This window comes from Inquilinus ginsengisoli (assembly GCF_031453975.1).
GTDB classification, from domain to species: Bacteria; Pseudomonadota; Alphaproteobacteria; order DSM-16000; family Inquilinaceae; genus Inquilinus; species Inquilinus ginsengisoli_A.
In genome coordinates, this window is the sequence record NZ_JAVDPW010000002.1 from 224,807 (window position 1) to 249,194 (window position 24,388).

Genomic DNA, 24,388 nt, shown 5'->3' on the forward strand with positions numbered 1-24,388 from the left:
ATTTGAGTTTCGCTATAAAACATTGTCATGCGCGTTTCACCTCCCCCATCTCTCGGCGGCCCTGGTCGCCCTGACATCTTTCACGAGTATGTGAAAGTCACATTTGGCATCGGCATGGTATCATCCGACGGCCGATATCTCTCCTGGGACGAAGCCCGCGTCCGCCAACCTCCAGGAGGCCTATCCACCGAAGACTGGTGGTTCACCATGCGCCGGGCACGGGCGCTCAGCGCAACCGTGCTGCCCTTTGGAGACAAGCGCAACAAAGCCTTTTCCTTCTGCGAGCCGCCGGTCTTGCGATCGATTCTGCATTGGATCGATGCCCAGGCGAGCGGCCAAATCCTCACGGAGACGCCGGCCGCCAGCAGCGCCCAACGCGACCGCTACATCATGACCTCGTTGATCGAGGAAGCCTTCGCCAGTTCCGTCCTCGAAGGGGCGGCCACCACGCGGCAGGCGGCACGCGAAATGATCCGCGATCATCGTGAGCCGCGCAGCCTTGGCGAACAGATGGTGCTGAACAACTATCGTGCCATGGAGTTCGTTCGCGAGCATGCCAACCAGCCGCTGACCCCGGCCATCATCCTCGAGCTGCATCGCGTCGTCACCGAGGGAACCCTGGAGAAGCCGGAGATGGCCGGCCGGCTGAGGCGAGCGAAGGACGACGTCAAGGTCGTCGATCCGCGCGACGGCGAAGTTCTGCACATCCCCCCGGAGGCCGATACGCTGCCGCAGCGGCTTGACGCATTCTGCGCCTTCGCCAACGACCTGAACCCGCCGCCGGACAAGTTCATCCATCCCGTGGTCCGGGCCATCATCCTGCACTTCATGATCGGCTACGATCACCCTTTCATCGACGGCAACGGCCGGACGGCGCGAGCGTTGTTCTATTGGTCGCTGTTGCGGCAGAAATACTGGCTGATGGAGTTCATCTCCATCTCCAGCATTATCCGCCGGTCGCCGGTGCAATACGCCAAGGCCTATCTGAACAGCGAGTTGGACCATAATGACCTGACCTATTTCCTGCTCAACCAGACCAAGGTGGTGCGGCTCGCCATCGAAGGGTTGCAGAACTACCTCGCCCGCAAGGCGCGGGAAATCGAGCTGGTCGAGACCTGGCTCGATGGGACCCCTTACGAGGGCCGCTTCAACCATCGGCAGCTCGACATTCTCAAAACGGGCGCTCGCTCGCCGGGCGCGCAGGTCACCGTCGACGGACACAAGAACAAGCATCGCGTCAGCTATCATACGGCGCGAGCCGATCTGGAAGACCTGCTGGCCGCGGGCCTGCTTCGCAAGCGCCAGATCGGACGCGGCAAGGCCTATGTCGCACCCTCGGATCTCGCCGAGCGGCTGCAAGGAAAGAAGGGACGATCTTGACCACGCGCTATTTCACCGAGACCGCCCTGCTGGCCGACGGCTGGGCCGAGAACGTCCTGATCGAGATCGACGCGAACGGGAATTTCGCCCGGGTCGCGGCCGGGGCCGAGCGCGGGGATGCCGAGGCGATCGCCGGCATCGTCATCCCCGGCATGGCCAACCTGCACAGCCACGCCTTCCAGCGCGCCATGGCCGGGCTGGCCGAGACCGCCGCCGGCCCCGGCGACGATTTCTGGAGCTGGCGCGAGCAGATGTACCGCTTCGTCCGCGTGCTCGACCCCGACCAGGTCGAGGCGATCGCGGCCCAGCTCTACATCGAGATGCTGAAGGCGGGCTACACCGCGGTGGCGGAGTTCCACTACCTGCACCACCAGCCGGACGGCACGCCCTATGCCGACCGCGCCGAGCTGTCGCGCCGGGTGATCGCGGCCGCAAAGGCCACCGGCATCGGCATCGCCCATCTGCCGGTGCTGTACAACACCGGCGGCTTCGGCGGGCAGAAGGCCGGCGACGGCCAGCGCCGCTTCCTGAACGATGCCGAGGGCATCCTCGACATCGCCGCCCGGCTGCGCGCCGACCACGCCGGCGACGCCGATGTCCGCATCGGCATCGCACCGCATTCGCTACGCGCGGTGCCGCCGGAGATGCTGGCGGCGACGGTGGCCGGGATCCAGGCGATCGATCCGTCGTCGCCGATCCACATCCACATCGCCGAGCAGGTCAAGGAGGTCGAGCAGTGCGTGGCCTGGAGCGGCGCCCGCCCGGTCGAATGGCTGCTCGACCACGCCCCGGTCGACGGGCGCTGGTGCCTGGTCCACGCCACCCACCTGACCGGGACCGAGACCACGGCGCTGGCCGCCAGCGACGCGATCGCCGGGCTGTGCCCGACCACCGAGGCCAATCTCGGCGACGGCATCTTCCCGCTCGCCCCCTATCTCGTCGCCGGCGGCCGGCTGGGCATCGGGTCGGACAGCCACATCTCGGTCGGGGTGATCGAGGAGCTGCGCTGGCTTGAATACGGCCAGCGCCTGCTGCACCGGAAGCGCGGCGTCGGCGCCGGGCCGGCGCGGCCGGCGGTGGGCGCGACACTGTTCCAGGCTGCGGTCGACGGCGGCGCCCAGGCGATCGGCCGGACCTCGGGCCGGATCCAGGCGGGCGCCCGGGCCGACCTGGTGGTGCTGGATAGCGACCACCCGGCGCTGATCGGCCGCCAGGGCGACGCGCTGCTCGACAGCTTCGTCTTCGCCGGCAACGACTCCCCGATCCGCGGCGTGATGGCCGGCGGCCGCTGGCGGGTGCGCGACGGGCACCATGCCGATGAGCGGGCGGTGGCGGCGCGTTACCGCTCGGTGATGACGGCGCTGCTGGCCTGAGACGCAAAGAAAGAGGGCCCCGGCATGCCGGGGCCCACAAGGGAAACAGGGAGGCTCGCTCGGGCGAGAAACGCCGCTGAGCTGATGCAAACCTAACCCCGACCCAGCCTGTCCGCTGTGACGGCCGTCACCATCGGGCAGAATTGCACCTTCAACCGGGAACCGCGGCCGGCCGGCCGGCCGGCACCGTGAAGATCTGCCCGGGATAGATCAGATCCGGGTTGCGGATCTGCTCCTGGTTGGCCTGGTAGATCACGGTGTAGCGCGGGCCCTGCCCGTAGACCCGGCGGGCGATCCGCCACAGGCTGTTGCCGGGCTGGACCACGACCCGCCCCTCGGCCACCGCGATCTCGGCCGGCGCAGCCCGCTGGAACGGGGTCTCGGCCCGGCCGGTGACCCGGCCGCCGGCATCCAGCTGGTCGGCCCGCAGGCGGTAGACGCCCGGCGCGATCTCACCGGTTGCCTGGATCCGGAACACGCCGTTGCCGTCGGTCCGGCCTTCACCGGCCGGCCGGTTGTTCAGATACAGCCGGATGCCGGACCCGGCGGCGCCATGGCCGCTGACGATCACAGCGCCACCATCGCCATAATCGATGACGTCGATCGATAGGGACGCGCTCGCCCGGGATCCGGCCGGCGCCGATGGCCGCGGCAAGGGGCCGGCCACGACCGGCGCCTGCAGCACGGTGGACGCGCCCTGCCCCCGCTGCGGCGTCACCACCACGAGCGGGGTAGCGGCAGCGCTGTCGGTCGTCGCCCGGCCGGCGATGTCCTGGCCGCGCTTCGGCACCACCACCGTCGCGACCTCGGACGACGCGGCCTCCGCCCCGCCGCCGGCCACGCGCAGCGAGAACTGATGGTCGCCCGGCGCGATCGGCCCGTCGGAGGCGAAGACCCAGCCGCCCGACCCGTCCGCCTCGGCCGACCCGATCTCACGCCCGCCGTCGAGCAGTATGATGCGGGCGCCGGCCGGGCCGCGCCCGGCGATGGTCAGCAGGCCCTCGGCATTCACCCGGATGGCGTCGAAGCGCAGCGCGTCATCGGGGTCGCCCGCCGGATTGGGGCCGGCCTCGTGCGGGGCGGGAGGCGCCGCCGGCGAAGCCGAGGCCTGGGGCTGCGGCGCGGCCGGCAATCCTGCCTGTGCCTGGCTCGTCGCCGGGGTCGGCGCAGCCTCGGGCGCGGCCGGAGCGGCAGCGGGCGCGCTTCCGGCCCGGGGCGGTTCGTCGAACCCGCCGCCCAGGACCCGTGGCGAAGCGGGCGCGGGCGGGGCTGCGGCTGGCGGAAGCGCGGCTGGCTCGGCGGCGGCCGATGGCGCGGGAGATTGCGGGGCCGGCGCTGCCGCCCCGGTGGCGGGCGGCGCGGCGGGCGGTGCCACTGCGGCCTGCTGCGATGCGGTCGGGACAGTCGCCGCAGGTGCAGGGGCGGGTGCGGCCGGCGCGGAGCCGACCGTCGGCAGCGCTGCGTCGCGATGCGGCTTTCCGCCGAACTCACCCATGGCGAGAATAGCCGCAAGCACGGCGAGCGCGATGCCGCCGATAAGCACAAGTGTCTTCAACGCCTGAACCGCCCCGATATTATTCCTGCCAACCTATCCGCACGGTCACGGACTCGCAACAAACCGCTGGCCGGGCCGCATCGAATCTTGCCCGGCCGCCCGCCCCACCCTAATGTCGCGCCGCCGGCCCTGCCGGCTCCCTGCCCCGTCCCAGGCCCGCGCGCTCATGTCCGACATCCGCTCCCTCTGCGTCTATTGCGGCTCCGCCAGCCGGGTCGACGACCGCTACAAGACCGCCGCCGCCCGGCTCGGCGCCCTGATCGCGGCCCGCGGCCTGCAGCTGGTCTATGGCGGCGGCCGGGTCGGGCTGATGGGCATCGTCGCCGATGCGGCGCTCGGCGCGGGCGGCAAGGTGGTCGGCATCATCCCCGAGCACATCCAGGCGCTGGAGGTCGAGCACACCGGCCTGACCGAGCTGCACGTCGTCGACAGCATGCACACCCGCAAGCGCATGATGTTCGACCGCTCCGACGCCTTCATCGTGCTGCCCGGCGGCCTCGGCACCCTGGACGAGACCTTCGAGATGATGACCTGGCTGCAGCTGAAGCTGCACACCAAGCCGATCGTCTTCGTCGATGTCGACGGCTACTGGCGCCCGTTCCTGCGCCTGGTCGACCACATGATCGCCCAGGGCTTCTGCCGGCCGGAGCACCGCGACCTGTTCCAGGTGGTCGAGACGGTCGACGAGGTGTTCGGCGCCATCGCCGCGCCGGAGCCGGTCGCCGGCCCGGCCAGCGACAAATGGGTCTGATCCCGCTTCCTTCCGTCCCCGCCGGCCGGGTGCTATAAGCCCGGCCATTCCCGTCCGAAGCCGAAAGATCCCGACATGGCCAAGATCAAGGTCAAGAACCCCGTCGTCGAACTCGACGGCGACGAGATGACGCGCATCATCTGGCAGTTCATCAAGGACAAGCTGATCCTGCCGTACCTCGACATCGACCTGCACTACTACGATCTCGGGGTCGAGTACCGCGACCAGACCGATGACCAGGTGACGATCGATTCCGCCGAGGCGATCAAGAAGTACGGCGTCGGCGTGAAATGCGCCACCATCACCCCCGACGAAGCGCGGGTGGAGGAATTCAAGCTCAAGAAGATGTGGAAGTCGCCGAACGGGACGATCCGCAACATCGTCGGCGGCACCATCTTCCGCGAGCCGATCATCTGCCGCAACGTGCCCCGGCTGGTGCCGGGCTGGCGCAAGCCGATCATCGTCGGCCGCCACGCCTTCGGCGACCAGTACCGCGCCACCGACTTCAAGGTGCCGGGCCCCGGCACCCTGACCATGACCTTCACCCCCGCGGACGGCAGCCAGCCGACCGAGATGGAGGTCTTCAAGTTCCCGGGCTCCGGCGTCGCGCTCAGCATGTACAACCTGGACGAGTCGATCCGCGGCTTCGCCCAGTCGTCGCTGACCTACGGCCTGCTGCGCAACATGCCGGTCTACCTGTCGACCAAGAACACCATCCTCAAGGGCTATGACGGGCGCTTCAAGGACATCTTCCAGGAGGTGTTCGACAGCGAGTTCAAGGACCGGTTCCAGAAGGCCGGCCTGACTTACGAGCACCGCCTGATCGACGACATGGTCGCATCGGCGATGAAGTGGGAGGGCGGCTTCGTCTGGGCCTGCAAGAACTACGACGGCGACGTGCAGTCGGATTCGATCGCCCAGGGTTTCGGCTCGCTCGGCCTGATGACCTCGGTGCTGCTGACCCCCGACGGCAAGACGGTCGAGGCCGAGGCGGCGCACGGCACGGTGACCCGCCACTACCGCGAGCACCAGAAGGGCCGGGCGACCTCGACCAACCCGATCGCCTCGATCTTCGCCTGGACCCAGGGCCTGACCTACCGCGCGCGCTTTGACGAGACGCCGGAGCTGCTGCGCTTCGCCGAGACGCTGGAGAAGGTCTGCGTCGAGACGGTCGAGGCCGGCCACATGACCAAGGACCTCGCCATCCTGATCGGGCCGGACCAGCCCTGGATGACCACCGAGCAGTTCCTGGACAAGCTGGACCAGAACCTGCAGCTGGCGATGGGCTGAGGCCCGCGACCATCGGGAGAGACGAGAAAGGCCGGCGCAAGCCGGCCTTTTTCATGCCCGGACGCGACCGGCCTCAGGGTTCGAGCACGTCCTTGACCGCCAGCCCCTCGATGATCGTGCGCAGCGGGATCGTGCCCTGGCCCGGCGTGCAGGCGAAGCCGGAGATCCAGTCGTTCCGGCGGTGCAGCCCGAAGACACCGCAGCTCATCGGCCTGGTCCCGGTCAGCCGGAAGGTGCGGTACTGGCTGATGAAGCCGCCCAGCCCATCCTGCCCGCCCGTGATGCCCTCCACGCCGCTGGCCTTGAAGACGCGCTTGACCATTTCGGTCAGGTCGTCCATCTGCCCGGTGTCCCGCCAGCGGTAGCGCAGGTTGAGACGCGACCAGTCGACCCAGCCGATATAGTCCCCCGACTCGAACAATGCCTCGTCGCTGAGGCGCCGGCCGCCGGCGACCTCGAGCGCCTCCTCGTCGTGCTTGGCGTCCTGCGCCACCGCCCCGGCCAGCGGCCCGGACACGAAACTGATCGGCGACTCATCCGCCAAAGCGGGCAAAGAAAACGCCGCCAGGGCAAGAAGCCCGGCGGCGCAGGACAGAATGCCTCGAACCATGATTCCCCCTATGTTCCGGGAGGAATTAATGCCGAAGCTTTTGCTATTTAGCGAGGGAAATCGTCAACCCTTAAGCGAGTTCACGCCCGCATGATGATGGTGCGCTCCTCGTCCCGGCGCTTGCCCGGCGGCTGGTAGGCGATGGCGGCATGCTCGGCGCAATACGGCAGGTTGCCGTGGGCCGCCTTGCCGCAGAAGTGGAAGTCCTTGTCGCGCGGATCGCCAATCGGCCATTTGCACATCCGCTCGGTCAGGTTGAGGATGGTCGCGCCGCCGGACTTGCGCTCGGGCGCCGGCCTGACCGCGACCTTCGCCGCGACCGGCGCGGCCGTCTCGACGGCCACCACCGTCTCCTCTTCCTCGTCTTCCTTGCGCTTGATCGGTGACGGGCGGCCCGACAACTCCAGGCGATGGGCCTTGCCGATCACCGCGTTGCGAGAGACACCCCCCAGGATCTCGGCGATCTCGCTTGCGCTTTTCCCGTTTCCCCAAAGTTGACGCAGCTGCGTCACCCTTTCATCGGTCCAGGACATCCGCTTCTCCCAAGATCACGCGCGATCGATGCGCGTACCACATATTGCGGCTTCGGACGCAGACGCTACCACATCCGCGACAGCCGCGACACAACCTTTCAAGCCCCTCCAACAGTCAGGCGGCCAGCGCCGCCTCGACCGCCGCCAGCGCCTCGCCGGCCCGGGCCGCATCCGGCCCGCCCGCCTGCGCCATGTCCGGACGGCCCCCGCCGCCCTTGCCGCCGGCCGCCTCGGCCGCGGCGCGCACCAGCGCCACCGCGTCGAACCGCCCGGTCAGGTCCGCGGTCACGCCGATGCAGACCGACAGCTTGCCCTCGGCCCGGCCGACCAGGGCGATGACGCCGGAGCCGATCTGCTGCTTCAGCGCATCGGCCATCGGCTTCAGCTCGCGGGCCGGCAGGTCGTCGATGATCCGGCCGGTGAACTTGACCCCGCCGATCTCCTTGACCTCGGGCGCGGCCCCGCCCTCGCCCGCCGTCGCCAGCTTGCGCCGGAGGTCGGCAACCTCGCGCTCGAGCCGGCGGCGCTCCTCGACCAGGGCGGCCAGCCGCGCCGGCAGCTCCTCGGGCGTCACCTTCAGGGTGGCGGCGGCGTCGATCAGCAGCGCGTCGCGATGGGCGGCATGGGCGACGGCGCCCTCGCCGGTCACCGCCTCGATCCGGCGGATGCCGGCGGCGACGGCGCCTTCGGACACCAGCCGGAACCCGCCGATGTCGCCGGTGCGGCCGACATGGGTGCCGCCGCACAGCTCCTGCGAATAGACCTTGTTGCCGTCATGCCCCATGCCGACGACGCGCACGGTGTCGCCGTACTTCTCGCCGAACAGCGCCATGGCGCCGGCGGCAATCGCGTCCTCCGGCGTCATCAGCCGGGTGGTGACCTCGGCGTTCTCGCGGATCCGGGCGTTGACCTCGGCCTCGACCACGGCGATATCCTCGGCCGTCAGCGGGCGCGGCTGGCTGACGTCGAAGCGCAGCCGCTCCGGCGCCACCAGCGACCCCTTCTGGGTCACGTGCTCGCCCAGCCGGCGGCGCAGCGCGGCGTGCAGCAGATGGGTGGCCGAATGGTTGGCGCGGATGGCGCTGCGGCGGGCGTGGTCGACCTTCAGCTCGACCGCGTCGCCGACCTTCAGCGTGCCGCCGGAGACGGTGCCGATATGGGCCCACAGCACGCCGGCCTGCTTCTGGGTGTCGCGCACCGCGACGCTGGCGCCGCCCGCGCCACCGGCCAGGACAATGGTGCCGGCATCGCCGGTCTGGCCGCCGCTTTCGGCGTAGAACGGGGTCTGGTTGACCAGGACCACGACCTCGCTGCCCGGCGCGGCCTGGTCGACCGGCTTGCCGTCGACCACCAGGGCCGTGACCACGCCCTCCGCAGCCTCGGTGTCATATCCAAGGAATTCAGTGGGTTCGAGCTTTTCCTTCAACTCGAACCACACCGCGCCGGTGGCCGCATCGCCGGAGCCGGACCAGGCCTTGCGGGCCTCGGCGCGCTGGTGGTTCATCGCCGTCTCGAAGCCGGCGGTGTCGACGGTGCGGCCCTGGCCGCGCAGCACGTCCTGGGTCAGGTCGAGCGGGAAGCCATAGGTGTCGTACAGCTTGAACGCGACCTCGCCCGGCAGCGCCTGGCCGTCGCCGAGGCGCCCGGTCTCGTCCTCCAAGAGGCGCAGGCCGCGGTGGAGCGTCTGCTTGAAGCGGGCCTCTTCCAGCTTCAGCGCCTCGGTGATCAGCGCCTCGGCCCGCACCAGCTCGGGGTAGGCGGCGCCCATCTGGCGCACCAGCGCCGGCACCAGCTTGTACATCACCGGGTCGTGGGCGCCGATGATGTGGGCGTGGCGCATGGCGCGGCGCATGATCCGGCGCAGCACGTAGCCGCGGCCTTCGTTCGACGGCATGACGCCGTCGGCGATCAGGAAGCAGGTGGCGCGCAGATGGTCGGCGATGACGCGGTGGCTGATCTTGAACGGGCCGTCCGGGTCGCTGTTGGTGACCTCGGCCGAGGCCTCGATCAGGGCCCGCATCAGGTCGATGTCGTAATTGTCGTGCTTGCCCTGCAGCACGGCGGCGATGCGCTCCAGCCCCATGCCGGTGTCGATCGAAGGCCGCGGCAGGTCGACCCGGCTCTCCTTCGTCACCTGCTCATACTGCATGAACACGAGATTCCAGATCTCGATGAAGCGGTCGCCATCCTCGTCCGGGCTGCCCGGGGGGCCGCCGGCGATGCCGGGGCCGTGGTCGAAGAAGATCTCCGAGCACGGGCCGCACGGGCCGGTGTCGCCCATCGCCCAGAAATTGTCCGAGGTCGGGATGCGGATGATGCGCTCGTCCGGCAGCCCGGCGATCCGCCGCCACAGCGACGCCGCCTCGTCATCGGTGTGGTAGACCGTGACCAGCAGCTTGTCCTTGGGCAGGCCGTATTCCTTGGTGATCAGGCCCCAGGCCAGATCGATCGCCTGTTCCTTGAAATAGTCGCCGAACGAGAAATTCCCCAGCATCTCGAAGAAGGTGTGGTGCCGGGCGGTGTAGCCGACATTCTCGAGATCGTTGTGCTTGCCGCCGGCACGCACGCATTTCTGCGAGGTGGTGGCGCGCTTGTAGGGCCGCGTCTCCATGCCGGTGAAGACGTTCTTGAACTGCACCATGCCGGCGTTGGTGAACAGCAGAGTCGGGTCGTTCCGCGGCACCAGCGGGCTCGATGCCACGACCTCGTGGCCGTTCTCGCCGAAGAAGTCGAGGAAGGTGGAGCGGATGTCGTTGACGGTCTGCATCGCGGGGATCGTTCGGCCTCGAGCGGTGCGCCGCCGGGGTACCCGACGGCCAAGCCGTCGCTTGTAGCGCGCCGGGCGGATGCCTGTCCAGGAAGCGACGCGGATGAGTCGGTACCGATGCCACACAGCATCGCCCCGGCGCGGCGGCCGCGACGGCGGACTCCCCAGGGATTGCGCGGATGGCGCCCGGCATGGCCCTTCACCGATGATTTTTTGAGTCCCCTGTCCGGGCTCATCGGGAAGGCCGGCTCTCCTCCTCACCCTCCCCCTTTATCGTCATTGCGAGCGCAGCGAAGCAATCCATCGGGCAGTCCATGCGGCGCCATGGATTGCTTCGTCGGCTGCGCCTCCTCGCAATGACGGCATTGGGGGTGAGGGGGTGGCCCCGGGCCATCCTTCACCCGGTGTCTGGAGCGTCCGGGGCCTCCGGTTTGAAGCCGTAGATCATGAGGCTGAGCCCGAGCGACCGGCAGAGGCGCTGGGCGGCGGTGGCGATGGTCTCGGTGTCGAGCATCTCGATCACATCGGGCTCCTGCAGCCGCACCGCCAGCCCGGCCCGGAGCGCCGGGATCCAGGCGGGATCGGCGCATTGCGCAAAGTCCCGCTCGACCGCGGCGGTCACCGCCTTCCGGCGCTTGGCCCGGATCGCCCGGATCTCCGCCGGGCTGCCCGCCGGCCGGGCCGGGCGCGGCGTGCCCGGCCATTCCTCGCCGCGCCAGCGCTGCCAGGTCTCCGACAGGCCGAGGCCGCAGGCCACCCCAGCCATCACCGACCCCACCGGCCGGTCCTCGACCTGGACATCCTGGTCCTCGTAGAGCCCGTCGACCCGCTCCTCGAGATCATCCTTCAGGGCGTTGAAGCGGCCCTCATCCTCGATCTCCTCGCAGATCATGTCCCGCAGGGTGTCCTGGACCTCGTCGCGGTGGCGGTCGCGGCGGGCCTTGCGGGCGGCCAGGCGGTCGGGGGTCTCGGCCCGGTCCTGGGCGCACAGCTTGGCGGCGGTGCGGGCGCGCTGGGCCAGCGACTGATGCACCGTGCGGGTGAAGCGGGTAAAGGCCAGCCCGGCCTCCCGTGCCTCGGCTCTTGCTGCGACCGCTTCGTCGGTCCCGGGCGCCGCGGCCCTCACCTGGGCCTGGGCGTCGAGGGCGCGGGCGCCCTCGACCCTGACCAGCTGCAGGCTGATCTCGGCGATCTCGGTGAGCATCTCCATCTGCTGCAGCGCGAGGCTGCGGCAGTGGGCCTGGATGTCGAAACCTTCTGGTGCTGCTTCCATGGAACGTATCATGAACGAGTCGTTCCACTTAACACAATGCACATTGTGTTTACGCCTGGGCGAACATCTTGTTCGTCCGGCGCCGATTGCCTCTCCCGTTTACGAGAGAGGTCGGAGACGCGTAGCGGCTCCGGGTGAGGGCTCTTTGTCGAGGCCGGGGCCCGCCCTCACCCGGTCTCGCTGCGCGAGCCCGACCTCTCCCGCCAGGCGGGAGAGGCAATCTGAGCGTTTGCCTGGCTTCCCGTCCCGGCCCCTCCACCGTCATTGCGAGCGCAGCGAAGCAATCCATGCCAGGCGGCGCCATGGATTGCTTCGTCGGCTTCGCCTCCTCGCAATGACGGAGGGGGAAGCGCTCCGAAGGGCTCCCGCCCACGGCAGCGGCCAAGCGCAGGAAGCGACGCAGCGGCGGACCTCTCAGCCCGTCTGCTCGCCGTCCCAGTACCGCCGGGTCCCGGCCATGTCGAAGATGTCCTGCTCGGTGCGCAGGGCGCCGACCGCCATCTTGTTGGAATCCGGGTAGACGCAGACCTCGTTGGGGTTGCGCTCGCCGATCATGAGAGTGCGGCACGGCCCCGTGCCGCTGTTCAGGAAGGAATGCCCGACCTTGCGCCCGGCGGGGAAGCAGACATAGTCGCCCGCTTTCATGACGTGGCGCTCGTCGCCGAGGATCAGCGTCACCTCGCCCTCCAGCACCAGCGCGTGCTCCTCCTCCAGCATGTGGTAGTGGGTCGGGCACAGGCGCCGGCCCGGCGCCGGGGATTCGATCAGCACGCCGACGTGATAGCCCGCACCGACGGCGGCATAGGTCAGGTGCTTCGAGCGGCCGCCGAACCGGGCGCTGCCGGCCAGGCCGTCATCGCGCCAGTCCACGGCATCCGACGCGATCGGCGGCCTGGGCCGGACCGGCACCTCGGCATCCGCGGCGTCGGGCGGCGGCGCCTCGCCCGGCGGCAGGCCGGTCTCCTCGCCGTCCCAATAGTTACGCGTCGCCGCCAGGTCGAAGAGCGCGCGCCGCCCCAGGGGCCGCACCAGCATCTTGCCGCTGTCGGTGTAGACGCAGATCTCGTTCGGGCTGCGCTCGCCCACCACCAGGTAGCGGCAGACCGTGTCGCCGGTGTTGAGCAGGCAATGCCCGGCCTTCTGCCCGGCGGGGTAGCAGACATAGTCGCCCGCCTTCATCTCGTGGCGTTCGGCGCCGATGCGGGCGGTGAGCGTGCCTTCGAGGATGAAGACATGCTCCTCCTCGAAGATGTGGTAGTGCGCCGGCGAGCTCTGCTTCCCCGGCCCCAGCTCCTCGATCACGACGCCGACATGGTAGTCGTCGCCCACCACCGCGCGGGTCAGGTGGCGGTAGCGCGTGGTGAAGCGCGGGATGTCCACCCACTCGGTCCACGGCACGTCCTGCGACGAGATCGGCTTCGGCGACGTGTTGTTCCCGGTCGACATCGGTCGGTCCCCTCCCTGTGGCCTCACACCATATCAGCGGCACGAAACACTGACCCGTCATTGCGAGCGCAGCGAAGCAATCCATCGGGCCGCTCGTGCGGGCTCATGGATTGCTTCGTCGGCTGCGCCTCCTCGCAATGACGATGAGGTTTGGCCGCGGGCGCTCTCCCGAGCCCGGCGGGACGGCGGAGATCCGCCTCCTCAGATCAGCCGCAGCGTCGAGTTGGTGATCGGGTAGCGCCGGTCGCGGCCGAAGTTGCGGCGGGTCAGCTTGACGCCCGGCGGGGCCTGGCGGCGCTTGTATTCGGCGCGGTCGAGCAGGCGCCACACCCGCGCCACCGTGGCCCGGTCATGGCCGCGGGCGACGATCTCGTCGACGCTCTTCTCCTCCTCCACCAGGCAGTTGAGGATGTCGTCCAGCGCGTCATAGGGCGGCAGGCTGTCCTGGTCGGTCTGGTTCGGCTTCAGCTCCGCGGTCGGCGCCTTGGTGATGATCCGCTCCGGGATCACCCGCCCGGCCGGGCCCATCGCGCCCTCCGGGTGCACTTGGTTGCGCCAGCGCGACAGCTCGTAGACCGTGGTCTTGTAGACGTCCTTCAGCACGGAATAGCCGCCGCACATATCGCCGTACAACGTGGCGTAACCCACGGACATCTCGGACTTGTTGCCGGTGGTCAGCACCATCTTGCCGAACTTGTTCGACAGCGCCATCAGGGTGACGCCGCGGGCGCGGGACTGGATGTTCTCCTCGGTGATGTCAGGAGTCGTGCCCTCGAACAGCGGCCCCAGCATGGCGCCGAAGGCCTGCATCGCCGGTTCGATCGAGATGCTGTCGAGGCGGGTGCCCAGCGCCGCGGCGCATTCCGCCGCGTCGTCCAGGCTGTGCTGGCTGGTGTAGGGCGACGGCAGCATCACGCAATGCACCCGGTCGGCGCCCAGCGCATCGACCGCCACCGCGGCCGAAATCGCGGAATCGATACCGCCGGAAAGTCCAATCAGAACACCAGGGAAGCCGTTCTTGTTCACGTAATCCCTGAGGCCAAGCACCATCGCGCCATAGATCGCCTCGCCCCCCTCCGGCGGAGCGACGCGCTCGCCTTCGGCGCAGTCCCAGCCCTCCTCGCCCCGCACCCATTCGGTGATGGCGACATGCTCGCGGAAGGACGGCAGCTGGCGGCGCAGGGCTCCGTTGCGGCCGATGACGAAGGAGGCACCGTCGAACACCAGCTCGTCCTGGCCGCCGACCTGGTTGAGATAGGCCATGGCCAGGCCGCTCTCGGTCACCCGGTTCAGCACGATCTGCAGCCGCTGGTCGGCCTTGCCCGCCTCATAGGGGCTGCCGTTCGGCACCAGCAGCAGCTCGGCCCCGGTCTCCTGCAGGCACTCGACCACGTCGGGCGACCAGATGTCTTCGCAGATCGGCACGCCCAGCCGCACGCCGCGGAACGGGATCGGCCCCGGCATCGGCCCGGCGGCGAACACCCGCTTCTCGTCGAACACGCCGTAATTCGGCAGATCGTGCTTGAACCGGGTCGCCGCGACCTTGCCGCCGTCGAGCAGCAGCACCGCGTTGTGGGTGCGGTCGCCGTCGCGCCAGGGGGCGCCGACCAGCAGCGCGGTGCCGCCGTCGGCGGTCTCGGCGGCAAGCTCGCGCACCCCCTCCTCCACCGCATCCAGGAAGAAGGGCTTCAGCACCAGATCCTCGGGCGGATAGCCGCTGACCGCCAGCTCGCTGGCCAGCAGCAGATCGGCGCCGCCTTCCTGCGCCTCCTGGCGCGCCCGGCGCAGCTTTTCGATGTTGCCGCGCACGTCGCCGAGCGTCGGGTTCAACTGGGCGAGAGCGATGACGAGGCGATCGGTCATGACAATTCCAAGCGTGAGATCCAGCGCACCCTAGCAGCCGCCCGGGTCGGCTTGAAGCCGAGCGAAGGAGGCGATGACTCCCAGATTAATTCTCAGAATGAGAAAATCAAGCGCCGGCCGACAACCCCGCCCGGCAAAGTTGCATGCCTCCCCCAGCAGGACGGCAGGCCTCCCCGGCCGAGCGCGCCCATGCTCAGGACTTGGCACCGATCCCCCACCGCCGATCCCCGACGCACCCGATCAGGGGTGGTGGCCGGACGCGCCGGGCTTTGGCACTATGGGCGCGGAAACCGGGCTTGTCCGCCGAACGCCCCCCGGGGAGGCACCTTATCTCCATGCTGATCGAGCGCGACGAGCCGCTTGACCTTCTGCTCGGCCTCGCCCGGCGCGCCGCGGCCGGCCAGGGCGGCACCGCCTTGCTCGGCGGCGAGGCCGGGATCGGCAAGACCGCCCTGCTGCAGGAATTCGCCAGTCGTGTCGGCCCTGGCCAGCGTGTGCTGTGGGGCGGGTGCGAGGCGCTGTTCACGCCACGCGCCCTGGGTCCGCTGCAGGACATGGCCGAGGCGTTCGGTCCGCGCGTGGCGGCGCTGCTCGACCAGGCGGCGGCGCCGGAGCGCCTGTTCCCGGCGCTGCTGGCCGCGCTGCAGGACGCGCGCGACCCCGCCGTGCTGGTGTTCGAGGACGTGCACTGGGCCGACAATGCGACGCTGGATCTGGTGAAGTATCTCGGCCGCCGCATCTCGGTGCTGCGCGTCCTGCTGGTGCTGAGCTTCCGCACCGACGAGATCGGCGCCGACCATCCGCTGGCGCAGGTGCTGGGCGATCTGCCCTCGGCCACCGCCACCCGCGTCACCCTGCAACCGCTGTCGCCCGACGCCGTTGCAGCGCTGGCGCACCGGGCCGGCCGGCCCGACGCCGGCCTGCACCAGGCCACCGCCGGCAATCCGTTCTTCGTCACCGAGCTCCTGGCCAGCAGCGACACCGCCGCGGCGGGCATCCCGGCGTCGATCCGCGACGCGGTGTGGTCACGGCTGTCGCGCCTGGCGCCACACCAGCGCGAGGCCCTGGAGGTGATCAGCATCGCGCCCGGCAGCGTCGAGCCGTGGCTGGTGCGGGCCCTGCTGGGCGCCGGGGCCGATGCCGCGGTCGACCAGCTGATCGCCCGCGGCATGCTGCTGCGGGACGGCCAGGGCGGCGTGAGGTTCCGCCACGAGCTGGCGCGGCTGGCCACGCTCGAACGGCTGTCGCCGGCGGTGCAGCAATCCCTCCATGCCCGGGTCGAGGCCGCGATGTCCGAGGCCCCGGCGGCGCAGGCCGGCCTGCTGCTGTCGCGCCGGGTGCATCATGCCGCCGCGGCGGATGACGGCCCGCGCGTCCTGGCCCTGGCGCCGCAGGCGGCGGCGCAGGCCGCGAGCCTCGGCGCGCATCAGCAGGCCGCCGCCCATCTGGCGACCGCCCTGCGCTATGTCGACCAGATCCCGGCGGCCGTGGCGGCGCAGCTGCACGAGGACTGGGCCGAGGAGGCCGGGCTGGCGCTGTCGATCGACGACACGGTGATCGAGGCGCGGCAGCGGGCCATCGCGCTGTGGCGGGAGCTGGGGCGGATGGACAAGGTCGGCCTCAACCTGCGCCGGCTGGCGCGGCTGCTGTGGTCCCGCGGCGAGGTCCGGCAGGCGGAAACCTGCGTCGACGAGGCGGTGCGCGAGCTGGAGCGCCTGCCGCCGGGACCGGAGCTGGCCATGGCCTACAGCGTGCGGTCGCAGCTGCACCTGCAGCGCAGCCAGGTCGACGCGGCGGTTGACTGGGGTCGCCGCGCCATCGCGCTGGCCGACCGGCTGGGCGATGTCGAGACCCGGGTCCACGCCCTCAACAATGTCGCCACCGCCCTGCTGTTCGTCGGCCGACCGGGCGGCCGGGAGCCGATGGAGGAGAGCCTGGCGCTGGCCCTGGAGCACGGGTTTCACGAGCACGCCGCGCGGGCCTACATGAACTTCGCCGAGTATGCGGTGGCGTTCAAGGATTTCGCCCTGGCCGAACGGGTGCTGGCCGACGGCATCGCCTTCGAGATCCGGCACGACCTGGATTCCTGGACCCATTACCAGATTGGCTGGCAGGCGCGGCTGCGCCTGGAGCAGGGCCGGTTCCGCGAGGCCGAATCGATCGCCCAGGGCGTGGTCGGCTTCGGGCAGCTTGCGCCGGTGATCCGCCTGCCGGCGCTGATCGTGCTGGGCCGGGTGCGGATGCGGCTGGGCGAGCCGGATGCCCCGGCCCTGATGCGGCAGGCCCTGCGGGATGCGCTGGAGACCGAAGACCTGCATCTGATCGCGCCGGCGCGGCTCGCGCTGGTCGAGGCCGCGTGGCTGGCGGACGATCCGGGCGCCTGCCATGAGCAGCTGGCGGCCCTGGCGGCGATGGACCTCGACGGCTTCGACCCCTGGACGCTCGGCGAGTTCGCGGTGTGGTGGCGGCGCGGCGGGATGGCGGGGCCCCTGCCGATGGCGACGGCGCGGATCCCGGCGCCGCGGATGGCCGAGCTGTCCGGCGATCCCCTGGCCGCCGCCGCGGAATGGACGCGGCTGGGCCTGCCCTATGAGGCGGCGCTGGCCCTGGCGCAGGCTCAGGGCGCCGAGGCCGGGCCGGCCCTGGCCCGCGCCGTGGCGATGTTCGAGGCGCTGGAGGCGCGCCCCGCCGCCCTGCTGGCGCGCCGGACGGCGCAGCGCCTGGGCGTCTCCGCCCAGCTGCCGAAGCCGCGCCGCGGGCCCTACGCGACGGCCCGGCGCCACCCCCTCGGCCTCACCCGGCGCGAGCTGCAGGTGCTGGGCCTGATCGTCCAGGGCATGGGCAACCGGGACATCGCGCGGCGGCTGGTGCGGTCGCCCCGGACCGTCGAACACCACGTCTCCGCCGTACTGGGCAAGCTGAACGCCAGCAGCCGGATGGATGTGGTGCTGCGCCTGCACAGCGAACCCTGGCTGCTGGGCGCCGGCGAAAACTAGGTAGGCTTTCCCGCGAAAATTGGGCGTCCGCCCCGACGCGCGCCTGGGCCCCGCTGCCTAGGCTGGAATCCACGTCTCCGCCGACCAGCGGGACGGTCCAGCATGGAGGGATAGGACCATGGCGCGCACCGATCATGCAGTGGATCTCGACTATTCCCTGATGCTGGACACTCCACCGCTCGCTGCCCTGTCGACCCGCGAGACCGTCATGGGCGCATCGCCGGACGGCGACATCGACGATGTGCTGGACTGGCTCGACCTCGGCGTCATCCTCACCGACGCGGCAGCGCGGCCGCTTCGCCTCAACCGCCGCGCCGAGGCGATCGTCGCCCGCGCCGACGGGCTGTTCGCCCGGCCGTCCGGCGTCGCGGCGGCGCTGCCGAACGAGACCCGCAGGCTGCACCATGCCATCGACATGGCTGCCCTGGCCGGAACCCGCCTGCGCATTTCGCGCCCGTCCGGGCGGCTTCCCCTGCTGCTGACCGTGATCGCGGTCCGGGACGGCGCCGCCGGCCTGCGTGCCCAGGGGCCGCTGGCGGCGATCTTCATCATGGATCCCGACCGCGGGGACACCCCCGACCCGGCCCTGCTGCAGGAGCTGTTCGGCCTGACCGCGGCGGAGGCCGCCTTCGCCGCCGAGATCAGCCGCGGCGACGGGCTGCAGGCCGTGGCCGGCCGGCTGGCGATCGCCGACACCACCGCCCGCACCCATCTCGCCCGGGTGTTCGAGAAGACCGGCACACGCCGGCAGGCCGAGCTGGTCCGCCTGCTGGCGCAGTGCGACCGGCCCCCGATGCGCGCCGACTGGCGCATGGCGGCGGCGAGCCGGCCGGCGGCACGGCCGCCGCTCGCGCTGGTCAGCCTTTGATCGGCATCCAGATCTCGACCAGGCCGATGCCGGCCCAGGGGTCGAAATCCGCGGTGTAGAGCTCGAAGCCCGGCGCATCGGCGAAGGCATGGCCCGAGCTCGGCAGCCACCGGGTCCAGATGCTGTAATGGGTGGCGCGGATCTTCGAGATGTGGTCGCGGTGCGAGAACACGGCGTAGCGTCGGGCCGGTATCCGCACCCGGGCGAGATCCGCCGGCAGGTCGTCGAAGCTGGAGACCTCGACCCCGGCGATGTAGTCGAAATTGCCGGCCTCGTCGGCGTTGCAGCAGACCCCGTAGGCGGCGCCGCCGACCTGGTTCGGCACATGGCCGATCTGCGGCGCGAAGCGCTGCCACTGCGCCGGGATGCCTTGGTTGGTCTCGAAGGTGTAGCGGCCGCCCAGCCCGGCAACCAGCAGGGTCCGGCCGGTCTCGAAGCGGGGCGCCTCGAGATCGATGATCAGGGTCTCGTCCATTCTGATCGGCTCCACCAATGCGAGGGTGTCGACACGGCGCTGGCCGCGCACCAGCTCCGGCGTCAAGCCGAACTGGTCGCGGAACGCCCGGGTGAAGGCCTCATGGGAGCCGTAGCCGGCATCGAGCGCCACGGCCAGGATGTCCGGCGCCCCGGCGGCGAGGCTGCGCGCAGCCTCGGTCAGGCGGCGGCCGCGCACGTAGCGCATCACCGAATGGCCGGTGGCCATGCCGAAGACCCGGCACAAATGGAACCGGGACACCCCGCCGGCCTCGGCGATCGCGTCGAGCGTGATCTCCGCCGAGAACTGGTGCTCGATGAACCAGAGCGCGCGTTCGACCGGGTTCATGTCCCCTCCCATCAGCCTTCCCCGGCACTGTGGCGTGGCGCCGTGCCTCGCATTTGATCGCGGTTGCGCGGCGCGGCGATCAGTCTGCGACGCGGCCGGAGCATTTGCGTTTCCGATGAATCGCAGTCGACAATCCAATTTCCCAATCGGCAACCACTCCGCCATACCGGTCCCCACCACCAGCGGAGAATCGTCGCCATGCTGTCCGGAACCCCTCGCCCGGCCTGGGTTACCTTCGACTGCTACGGCACCCTGATCCAGTGGGATGAAGGGCTGGACCAGGCGGTGCGGACCATCCTGGCCGGCAAGGCGGCGACGGTCGATCCCGCCCGGCTGATCGCGACCTACGACCGGCACGAACATGCGCTGGAGCGCGAGCAGCCGCATCGCCGCTTCCGCGACATCGCCGGCGCGGCGCTGACCCTGGCGATGCGCGACCTCGGCCTGGCCCCGGACGAGCGCGACGCCGCGGTGCTGACCGACGCGATCGGCCGGATGCCGCCCTTCCCGGAGGTGGTGCCGACCCTGGCGGCGCTGAAGGCGGCGGGCTTCCGGCTGTGCATCATCTCCAACACCGACGACGACATCATCGCCGGCAACGTCGCCCAGCTCGGCGGCCATATCGACCGGGTGGTCACGGCCGAGCAGGCCGGCGCCTACAAGCCGTCGCACCGGATCTTCGCACACGCCCACCGGGCGCTGGGCGTCACCGGCGACGAGGTGGTCCACATCTGCGCCAGCCCGCATCTCGACCTGGTGGCGACCCGGGCGCTGGGGCTGCGCGACATCTGGATCGACCGCGGCACCGGCCGCCGCCCGGCCGACGGCTACCAGCCCGATGCGGTGCTGCCGTCGCTGGACGGCGTGCCCGCGGTGTTCAAGGATGCCGGCTGGCTCTGACCCCACTCTCCGCGACGACGCAAAGGATCCCCCAATGGCCCATGAGCTGCACCCCGCCGCCGGCCCCAGGCTGTCCAACCTGGGCGAGATCGACTGGGCGGCGCTGCGCCAGGCCCGCATCGACCTGGCGGCCTGCTTCCGCATGGCGGCGCGGCTGGGGCTGGAGGAAGGCATCTGCAACCACTTCTCGGCCCTGGTGCCGGGGCGCGACGACCTGTTCCTGGTCAACCCCTATGGCCTGGCCTTCGGCGAGATCACCGCCTCCAGCCTGCTGGTCTGCGATTTCGAGGGCAATGTCATCGACGGCGACGGCAGGCCGGAGGCGACGGCCTTCTACATCCACGCCCGGCTGCACAAGCGGCTGCCGCGCGCCCGGGCGGCGTTCCACACCCACATGCCCAACGCCACCGCGCTGAGCATGGTCGAGGGCCAGCCGCTGGCCTGGGCCGGGCAGACCGCGCTGAAGTTCTACGGCCGCACCGCGGTGGACGACGCCTATAACGGCCTGGCGCTCGACACCGCCGAGGGCGACCGCATCGCGTCGACCATGGGCGACGCCGATGTGGTGTTCCTGCGCAACCACGGCGTGATGGTGGTGGGCCCGACCATCGCCGAGGCCTGGGACGACCTCTACTACCTCGAGCGGGCGGCCGAGGTGCAGGTCAAGGCGCTGAGCACCGGCCGCCCGCTGCGCCCGGTGTCGCCCGAGATCGCCCGGCTGACCTATGAGCAGATGCGGTCGGGCGACGCCGACAGCGCCCGGCTGCATCTGGAGAGCATCAAGCGCCAGCTGATGCGGCAGGATCCGGGCTTCGCGGCCTGAGAGGCGGGCCTATTGCGGCCGACGGCGCCGGCTGACGATCGGGCGTCAATCGAACGGGTGGAAGCCCTGGCGGGCGAGCGACAGGTCGTGATCGTCGACCACCCCGTTCCCGTCGACGTCCAGATTCGTCGTTTCCCATTCGCCGGTCGGCCCGACGCCGGGCTTGACCTGCTGGATCCGGTCGGCGAGCTGCGCCTCGAGCGCGTCGATCAGGGCCGGGTCCGCAGTCGGGTCGGCCTTGAGGTCGGCGATCCGCTCCTGCAGGGCGCGGATGCCCGTCTCCTGCGGCGTGCCGAAATTGGCCTGCATGGCGCCGACGCGGGCGCCATAGCCGAGCGCCTTGGACAGGCCGACCATGGTGGAGACGCGCTGGCCGTGATTGCGGAACGCGCCGTTGCCGACGGTCGGGGACCAGCCGGAGCCGATCAGGGCGTCGGTGGTGTCGTCGTCGAGCGAGATGGTGTCGGGCTTGCCGAGGCCCTGGCCCCGGCCTTTGGTCTTGCCCCCGGCATCGGGTTCGTTGCTGTTTTCTCCGGCCTTGCCGCCAGCGTTCCCGTTGCCGTTGCCGCCAGCGTTCCCATTCCCGCCGGCGTGGCCGTTGCCGCCACCATTCCCGCCCCCATTTCCGCCACCGTTGCCACCACCGTTCCCGCCACCGTTCCCGCCACCGTTTCCGCCGCCGTTGCCACCGCCATTCCCACCACCGTTCCCGCCGCCATTGTCCTTGACGGTGATGAACTGCGGCTTCGAGAGGCCGGCGAAATCCCCGAGGACGGCCGCGCTGGCGCCGGTCGCATAGAGCAGGCCGAACGCGGCCACCAAGGGCAGTGTCGCAGCGGAACGGATACGCATGAGGACCTCCGGAACCAGTGTGTAGAACCGAGCCGCAACAGCTCGTCTCACTTCCCAGACGTCCGAAGTGCCCCTGTCATTCCCGGAAATCTCGTAAAAATATTTGCATCCGCCTTGGGCCGGGCGGCCGTTTCAAGCGTTTATGCGCCGAGACCGGACGCAGGTGACGCCGGAGCCATGGGATGAGGGAATGTCCGATCCGGCAGAACGGGTGAAAGGGGCACTGCTGACGTCGCTGCCGCGGCTGCGCGCCTTCACCCGCGCGCTCGCCGGCTCGACCCCGGAGGGCGACGACCTGCTGCAGGCCACCTGCGAACGGGCGCTGGAGCGGGCGCATCAGGCCGGCGCGACCGGCACCATGCAGGGCTGGATCTTCCGCATCGCCTACCATCTCCATCTCGACCGCCTGCGGGCGGGACGCCGCCGCGGCGAGACCGCCGATCCGGTCGATCCGGACACGCTGCCGGGCGGCGACGCCGAGGCCGAGGTCGAGGCGACCCTGATGCTGGCGTCGGTGCAGCGCGCGATCGACCGGCTGCCGGAGGAGCAGCGCAGCGTGCTTCTCCTGGTCTCGGCCGGCGGCCTCAGCCACGCCGCCGCGGCGGAGGCGCTGGAGGTGCCGGTCGGCACGGTGATGAGCCGGTTGCATCGCGGCCGCCAGGCGCTGCACCATCTGCTGTCGCGGCGCCTGGTCGGCGCCACGGCCGTGGCGGCCCCTCGGGGATGGAGGCGACCTTGACGATCGACACCGACTGGATCGCGGGGTATGCGGACGGCGTGCTGGAGCCGGAGCGCCGCCGGCTGGTCGACGCGGCGCTGGCCCGCGACCCGGCCCTGGCCTTGGCGCTGCGGCGCGAGCGCGACATGACGGCGCGGCTCGCCGCCGCCTTTCCCCCGGTGGAGGAGCCGCTCCCACCCGCCCTGGCCGGGCTGCTGGCCGGGGATGCGGCCGCCCCGGCAATCATGGCCGGGCGGCGCCGCCCGGCCCGCCTGTGGCTCGGGCCGATCGCGGCCGCAGCAGTGCTGCTGGCCGTGGCCGGCGGCGGCTGGACCGCGCTGCGCGTCATCGACGGCCTCGAAGAGCGGGTCGCCCGGATCGAGACGGCGGAGCAGATCCGCCTGGCGACCCAGACGGCGATCGACGCGAGGCGGGCCGAGGTGCTGGAGCAGGCGCCGAACGGCGTCGAGACACCGTGGCGCGACGGCGCGACCGCGGGCCGGGTCCGCCCGGTCTCGACCTTCATCGACGCTTCCGGCCGCTTCTGCCGGGAGTTCACCGAGGCGGTCGAGGGGCCGGACGGCTCCCGCACCGGCGGCGGCATCGCCTGCCGGGTCGGCCAGCACGACTGGCGCCTGTGGTGGCCCGACAACGGCGGGCCGGCCGGCGGCCAGGCGCTGTAGGCCTCATCTGATCCCGGCCTTGAGGAACATCGCTGACCCGGCAGAGGCGCTGCGGCAGGCGAACGGCGCCGGCTAACGGCGCCGGCTCGCTGTCGTCACCCGCGGCGGGCCGGGTCGTGCAGGAAGTGGGTCAGCGTCAGGAAGCGCCGCAAGCCGAGGGAGTCCGCCAGCCGGATCGAAGGCGCGTTCTCATGGTGGACCTGGTAGCGCGCAACCAGGCGGCGCGAAGCGAGTTCGGCCAACGCGGTGCGGACCACGCGGGCGGCATGGCCCTGCCGCCGGAACGCCGGAGGGGTGCAGACGCCGCCGACCTCCCAGACCGGCCCATGGTTCTCGAAGGCGAAGCAGGCGGCGAGCAATTGCCCGTCCCGCTGCAGCGCCGCGACGAAGGCCCGGCCGGACCGGAGCAGGTCGCGCAACCAGCCCCGGTCGTGGCCTTGCGTCTCGAACAGGTCGAGCATCGCATCGCCGGGTGTGACCGTCAGCTCGACCTGGTCATCCCGGCGGAATGGCGCGGCGGTGGTGAAGGACAGGTAGCGCGTCGTCGGCTCGATCGGAAACCGCGCCGCGACCGCGTCACGGTCGGCATCGCTGGACAGCTTGAACACGACTCCGACATCGCGCGGAACGAGGTCCAGCAGGGCGCCGGTCAGGTCCGGATGATCGCTTGAGATCAGGGCAGCGACCTGCGCCGCGGGATAGGCCTGCCGATCGTAGGAGTTCGCCGCGGTCGCCAGCAGCACCAACGTCGCCGCCGCCGCCCTGTCCCACAGCTGATGCACCTGCACATCGTCTGGATGCGCCACGATGTGCTTCAGCAGCACGATGTGGCGCAGAGGATCACGCGCCAGGACCACGATCGCGTCGTCCGTCATTGATCTCCC

At 70.6% G+C, this 24,388-nt stretch carries 20 protein-coding genes; 10 read left to right on the forward strand and 10 right to left on the reverse strand.

What is annotated here, in order from left to right; translation table 11 throughout:
• Positions 1-90 precede the first annotated feature (90 nt).
• Both E9232_RS04890 and E9232_RS04895 read left to right on the forward strand, forming a co-directional pair.
• A complete protein-coding gene (locus E9232_RS04890) occupies positions 91-1,380 on the forward strand; it encodes a Fic family protein (protein ID WP_309792476.1) in 1,290 nt (429 codons plus the stop codon).
• A complete protein-coding gene (locus E9232_RS04895) occupies positions 1,377-2,753 on the forward strand; it encodes a formimidoylglutamate deiminase (RefSeq protein ID WP_309792477.1) in 1,377 nt (458 codons plus the stop codon). The genes E9232_RS04890 and E9232_RS04895 overlap by 4 nt, the downstream gene beginning before the upstream one ends.
• A 151-nt stretch (positions 2,754-2,904) precedes the next feature.
• Here the strand turns inward: E9232_RS04895 and E9232_RS04900 are convergent, their stop codons facing one another.
• The gene (locus E9232_RS04900) at positions 2,905-3,885 is read right to left on the reverse strand and encodes a LysM peptidoglycan-binding domain-containing protein (RefSeq protein ID WP_309792478.1); all 981 of its coding nucleotides are present in this window, start codon (positions 3,883-3,885) and stop codon (positions 2,905-2,907) included.
• Between the two features lie 589 nt (positions 3,886-4,474).
• On the opposite strand from E9232_RS04900, the gene E9232_RS04905 reads away from it, so the two are divergent.
• A complete protein-coding gene (locus tag E9232_RS04905; RefSeq protein ID WP_309792479.1) occupies positions 4,475-5,059 on the forward strand; it encodes an LOG family protein in 585 nt (194 codons plus the stop codon).
• A 75-nt stretch (positions 5,060-5,134) separates the two neighbouring features.
• Positions 5,135-6,349 carry an NADP-dependent isocitrate dehydrogenase gene (locus E9232_RS04910; RefSeq protein ID WP_309792480.1) on the forward strand — a complete coding sequence of 405 codons (1,215 nt, stop codon included), beginning with the start codon at positions 5,135-5,137 and terminating at the stop codon, positions 6,347-6,349.
• 73 nt (positions 6,350-6,422) lie between these two features.
• Here E9232_RS04910 and E9232_RS04915 read toward each other — a convergent pair whose 3' ends face one another.
• The 6 genes from E9232_RS04915 to E9232_RS04940 form a co-directional block, all read right to left on the reverse strand.
• Positions 6,423-6,959: a hypothetical protein gene (locus tag E9232_RS04915; protein ID WP_309792481.1), complete on the reverse strand. Its 537-nt coding sequence runs from the start codon at positions 6,957-6,959 to the stop codon at positions 6,423-6,425.
• An 80-nt stretch (positions 6,960-7,039) separates the two neighbouring features.
• Complete coding sequence (locus E9232_RS04920; protein WP_309792482.1) at positions 7,040-7,492, reverse strand: GcrA family cell cycle regulator; 453 nt, start codon at positions 7,490-7,492, stop codon at positions 7,040-7,042.
• Positions 7,493-7,607: 115 nt separating this feature from the next.
• Positions 7,608-10,259 carry an alanine--tRNA ligase gene (alaS, locus tag E9232_RS04925; RefSeq protein WP_309792484.1) on the reverse strand — a complete coding sequence of 884 codons (2,652 nt, stop codon included), beginning with the start codon at positions 10,257-10,259 and terminating at the stop codon, positions 7,608-7,610.
• 397 nt (positions 10,260-10,656) lie between these two features.
• The gene (locus E9232_RS04930; protein ID WP_309792485.1) at positions 10,657-11,532 is read right to left on the reverse strand and encodes a hypothetical protein; all 876 of its coding nucleotides are present in this window, start codon (positions 11,530-11,532) and stop codon (positions 10,657-10,659) included.
• A 414-nt stretch (positions 11,533-11,946) separates the two neighbouring features.
• Positions 11,947-12,978, reverse strand: coding sequence for a cupin domain-containing protein (locus E9232_RS04935; RefSeq protein WP_309792486.1), 1,032 nt, complete (start codon positions 12,976-12,978; stop codon positions 11,947-11,949).
• Between the two features lie 201 nt (positions 12,979-13,179).
• Positions 13,180-14,841, reverse strand: coding sequence for an NAD+ synthase (locus E9232_RS04940; RefSeq protein WP_309792487.1), 1,662 nt, complete (start codon positions 14,839-14,841; stop codon positions 13,180-13,182).
• 335 nt (positions 14,842-15,176) lie between these two features.
• Between E9232_RS04940 and E9232_RS04945 the strand changes: the two genes are divergently transcribed.
• Together E9232_RS04945 and E9232_RS04950 are read left to right on the forward strand one after the other, a co-directional pair.
• Positions 15,177-17,837 (forward strand): ATP-binding protein, encoded by a 2,661-nt coding sequence (locus tag E9232_RS04945; protein WP_309792488.1) that lies wholly within the window; start codon positions 15,177-15,179, stop codon positions 17,835-17,837.
• A 118-nt stretch (positions 17,838-17,955) separates the two neighbouring features.
• A complete protein-coding gene (locus tag E9232_RS04950; RefSeq protein ID WP_309792489.1) occupies positions 17,956-18,705 on the forward strand; it encodes a helix-turn-helix transcriptional regulator in 750 nt (249 codons plus the stop codon).
• Here E9232_RS04950 and E9232_RS04955 read toward each other — a convergent pair.
• Entirely contained in the window at positions 18,695-19,528 is an 834-nt protein-coding gene (locus E9232_RS04955) for an AraC family transcriptional regulator (protein ID WP_309792490.1), read from the reverse strand. The genes E9232_RS04950 and E9232_RS04955 overlap by 11 nt on opposite strands.
• A gap of 198 nt (positions 19,529-19,726) precedes the next feature.
• Here E9232_RS04955 and E9232_RS04960 point away from each other — a divergent pair, with 198 nt between their 5' ends.
• Positions 19,727-20,428: a haloacid dehalogenase type II gene (locus tag E9232_RS04960; protein WP_309792491.1), complete on the forward strand. Its 702-nt coding sequence runs from the start codon at positions 19,727-19,729 to the stop codon at positions 20,426-20,428.
• A gap of 34 nt (positions 20,429-20,462) precedes the next feature.
• Positions 20,463-21,251: an aldolase gene (locus tag E9232_RS04965; protein ID WP_309792492.1), complete on the forward strand. Its 789-nt coding sequence runs from the start codon at positions 20,463-20,465 to the stop codon at positions 21,249-21,251.
• A gap of 45 nt (positions 21,252-21,296) precedes the next feature.
• On the opposite strand, the gene E9232_RS04970 is transcribed toward E9232_RS04965, so the two are convergent.
• Complete coding sequence (locus tag E9232_RS04970) at positions 21,297-22,103, reverse strand: hypothetical protein (RefSeq protein WP_309792493.1); 807 nt, start codon at positions 22,101-22,103, stop codon at positions 21,297-21,299.
• Positions 22,104-22,293: 190 nt separating this feature from the next.
• Here E9232_RS04970 and E9232_RS04975 point away from each other — a divergent pair, with 190 nt between their 5' ends.
• Entirely contained in the window at positions 22,294-22,842 is a 549-nt protein-coding gene (locus E9232_RS04975; RefSeq protein WP_309792494.1) for an RNA polymerase sigma factor, read from the forward strand.
• Entirely contained in the window at positions 22,839-23,504 is a 666-nt protein-coding gene (locus E9232_RS04980; RefSeq protein ID WP_309792495.1) for an RT0821/Lpp0805 family surface protein, read from the forward strand. The genes E9232_RS04975 and E9232_RS04980 overlap by 4 nt, the downstream gene beginning before the upstream one ends.
• A 95-nt stretch (positions 23,505-23,599) precedes the next feature.
• Here the strand turns inward: E9232_RS04980 and E9232_RS04985 are convergent, their stop codons facing one another.
• The gene (locus E9232_RS04985) at positions 23,600-24,379 is read right to left on the reverse strand and encodes a GNAT family N-acetyltransferase (RefSeq protein ID WP_309792496.1); all 780 of its coding nucleotides are present in this window, start codon (positions 24,377-24,379) and stop codon (positions 23,600-23,602) included.
• Positions 24,380-24,388 lie beyond the last annotated feature (9 nt).

Excerpts from the sequence above, each read along its gene's own strand:
- E9232_RS04960 (WP_309792491.1), top strand. The coding sequence starts at position 19,727 with ATGCTGTCCGGAACCCCTCGCCCGGCCTGGGTTACCTTCGACTGCTAC.
- E9232_RS04930 (WP_309792485.1), bottom strand. The coding sequence starts at position 11,532 with ATGGAAGCAGCACCAGAAGGTTTCGACATCCAGGCCCACTGCCGCAGC.
- E9232_RS04935 (WP_309792486.1), bottom strand. The coding sequence starts at position 12,978 with ATGTCGACCGGGAACAACACGTCGCCGAAGCCGATCTCGTCGCAGGAC.
- E9232_RS04975 (WP_309792494.1), top strand. The coding sequence starts at position 22,294 with ATGTCCGATCCGGCAGAACGGGTGAAAGGGGCACTGCTGACGTCGCTG.
- E9232_RS04915 (WP_309792481.1), bottom strand. The coding sequence starts at position 6,959 with ATGGTTCGAGGCATTCTGTCCTGCGCCGCCGGGCTTCTTGCCCTGGCG.
- E9232_RS04940 (WP_309792487.1), bottom strand. The coding sequence starts at position 14,841 with ATGACCGATCGCCTCGTCATCGCTCTCGCCCAGTTGAACCCGACGCTC.
- E9232_RS04985 (WP_309792496.1), bottom strand. The coding sequence starts at position 24,379 with ATGACGGACGACGCGATCGTGGTCCTGGCGCGTGATCCTCTGCGCCAC.
- alaS (WP_309792484.1), bottom strand. The coding sequence starts at position 10,259 with ATGCAGACCGTCAACGACATCCGCTCCACCTTCCTCGACTTCTTCGGC.
- E9232_RS04905 (WP_309792479.1), top strand. The coding sequence starts at position 4,475 with ATGTCCGACATCCGCTCCCTCTGCGTCTATTGCGGCTCCGCCAGCCGG.
- E9232_RS04945 (WP_309792488.1), top strand. The coding sequence starts at position 15,177 with ATGCTGATCGAGCGCGACGAGCCGCTTGACCTTCTGCTCGGCCTCGCC.
- E9232_RS04955 (WP_309792490.1), bottom strand. The coding sequence starts at position 19,528 with ATGAACCCGGTCGAACGCGCGCTCTGGTTCATCGAGCACCAGTTCTCG.
- E9232_RS04920 (WP_309792482.1), bottom strand. The coding sequence starts at position 7,492 with ATGTCCTGGACCGATGAAAGGGTGACGCAGCTGCGTCAACTTTGGGGA.
- E9232_RS04910 (WP_309792480.1), top strand. The coding sequence starts at position 5,135 with ATGGCCAAGATCAAGGTCAAGAACCCCGTCGTCGAACTCGACGGCGAC.
- E9232_RS04970 (WP_309792493.1), bottom strand. The coding sequence starts at position 22,103 with ATGCGTATCCGTTCCGCTGCGACACTGCCCTTGGTGGCCGCGTTCGGC.
- E9232_RS04965 (WP_309792492.1), top strand. The coding sequence starts at position 20,463 with ATGGCCCATGAGCTGCACCCCGCCGCCGGCCCCAGGCTGTCCAACCTG.
- E9232_RS04950 (WP_309792489.1), top strand. The coding sequence starts at position 17,956 with ATGGCGCGCACCGATCATGCAGTGGATCTCGACTATTCCCTGATGCTG.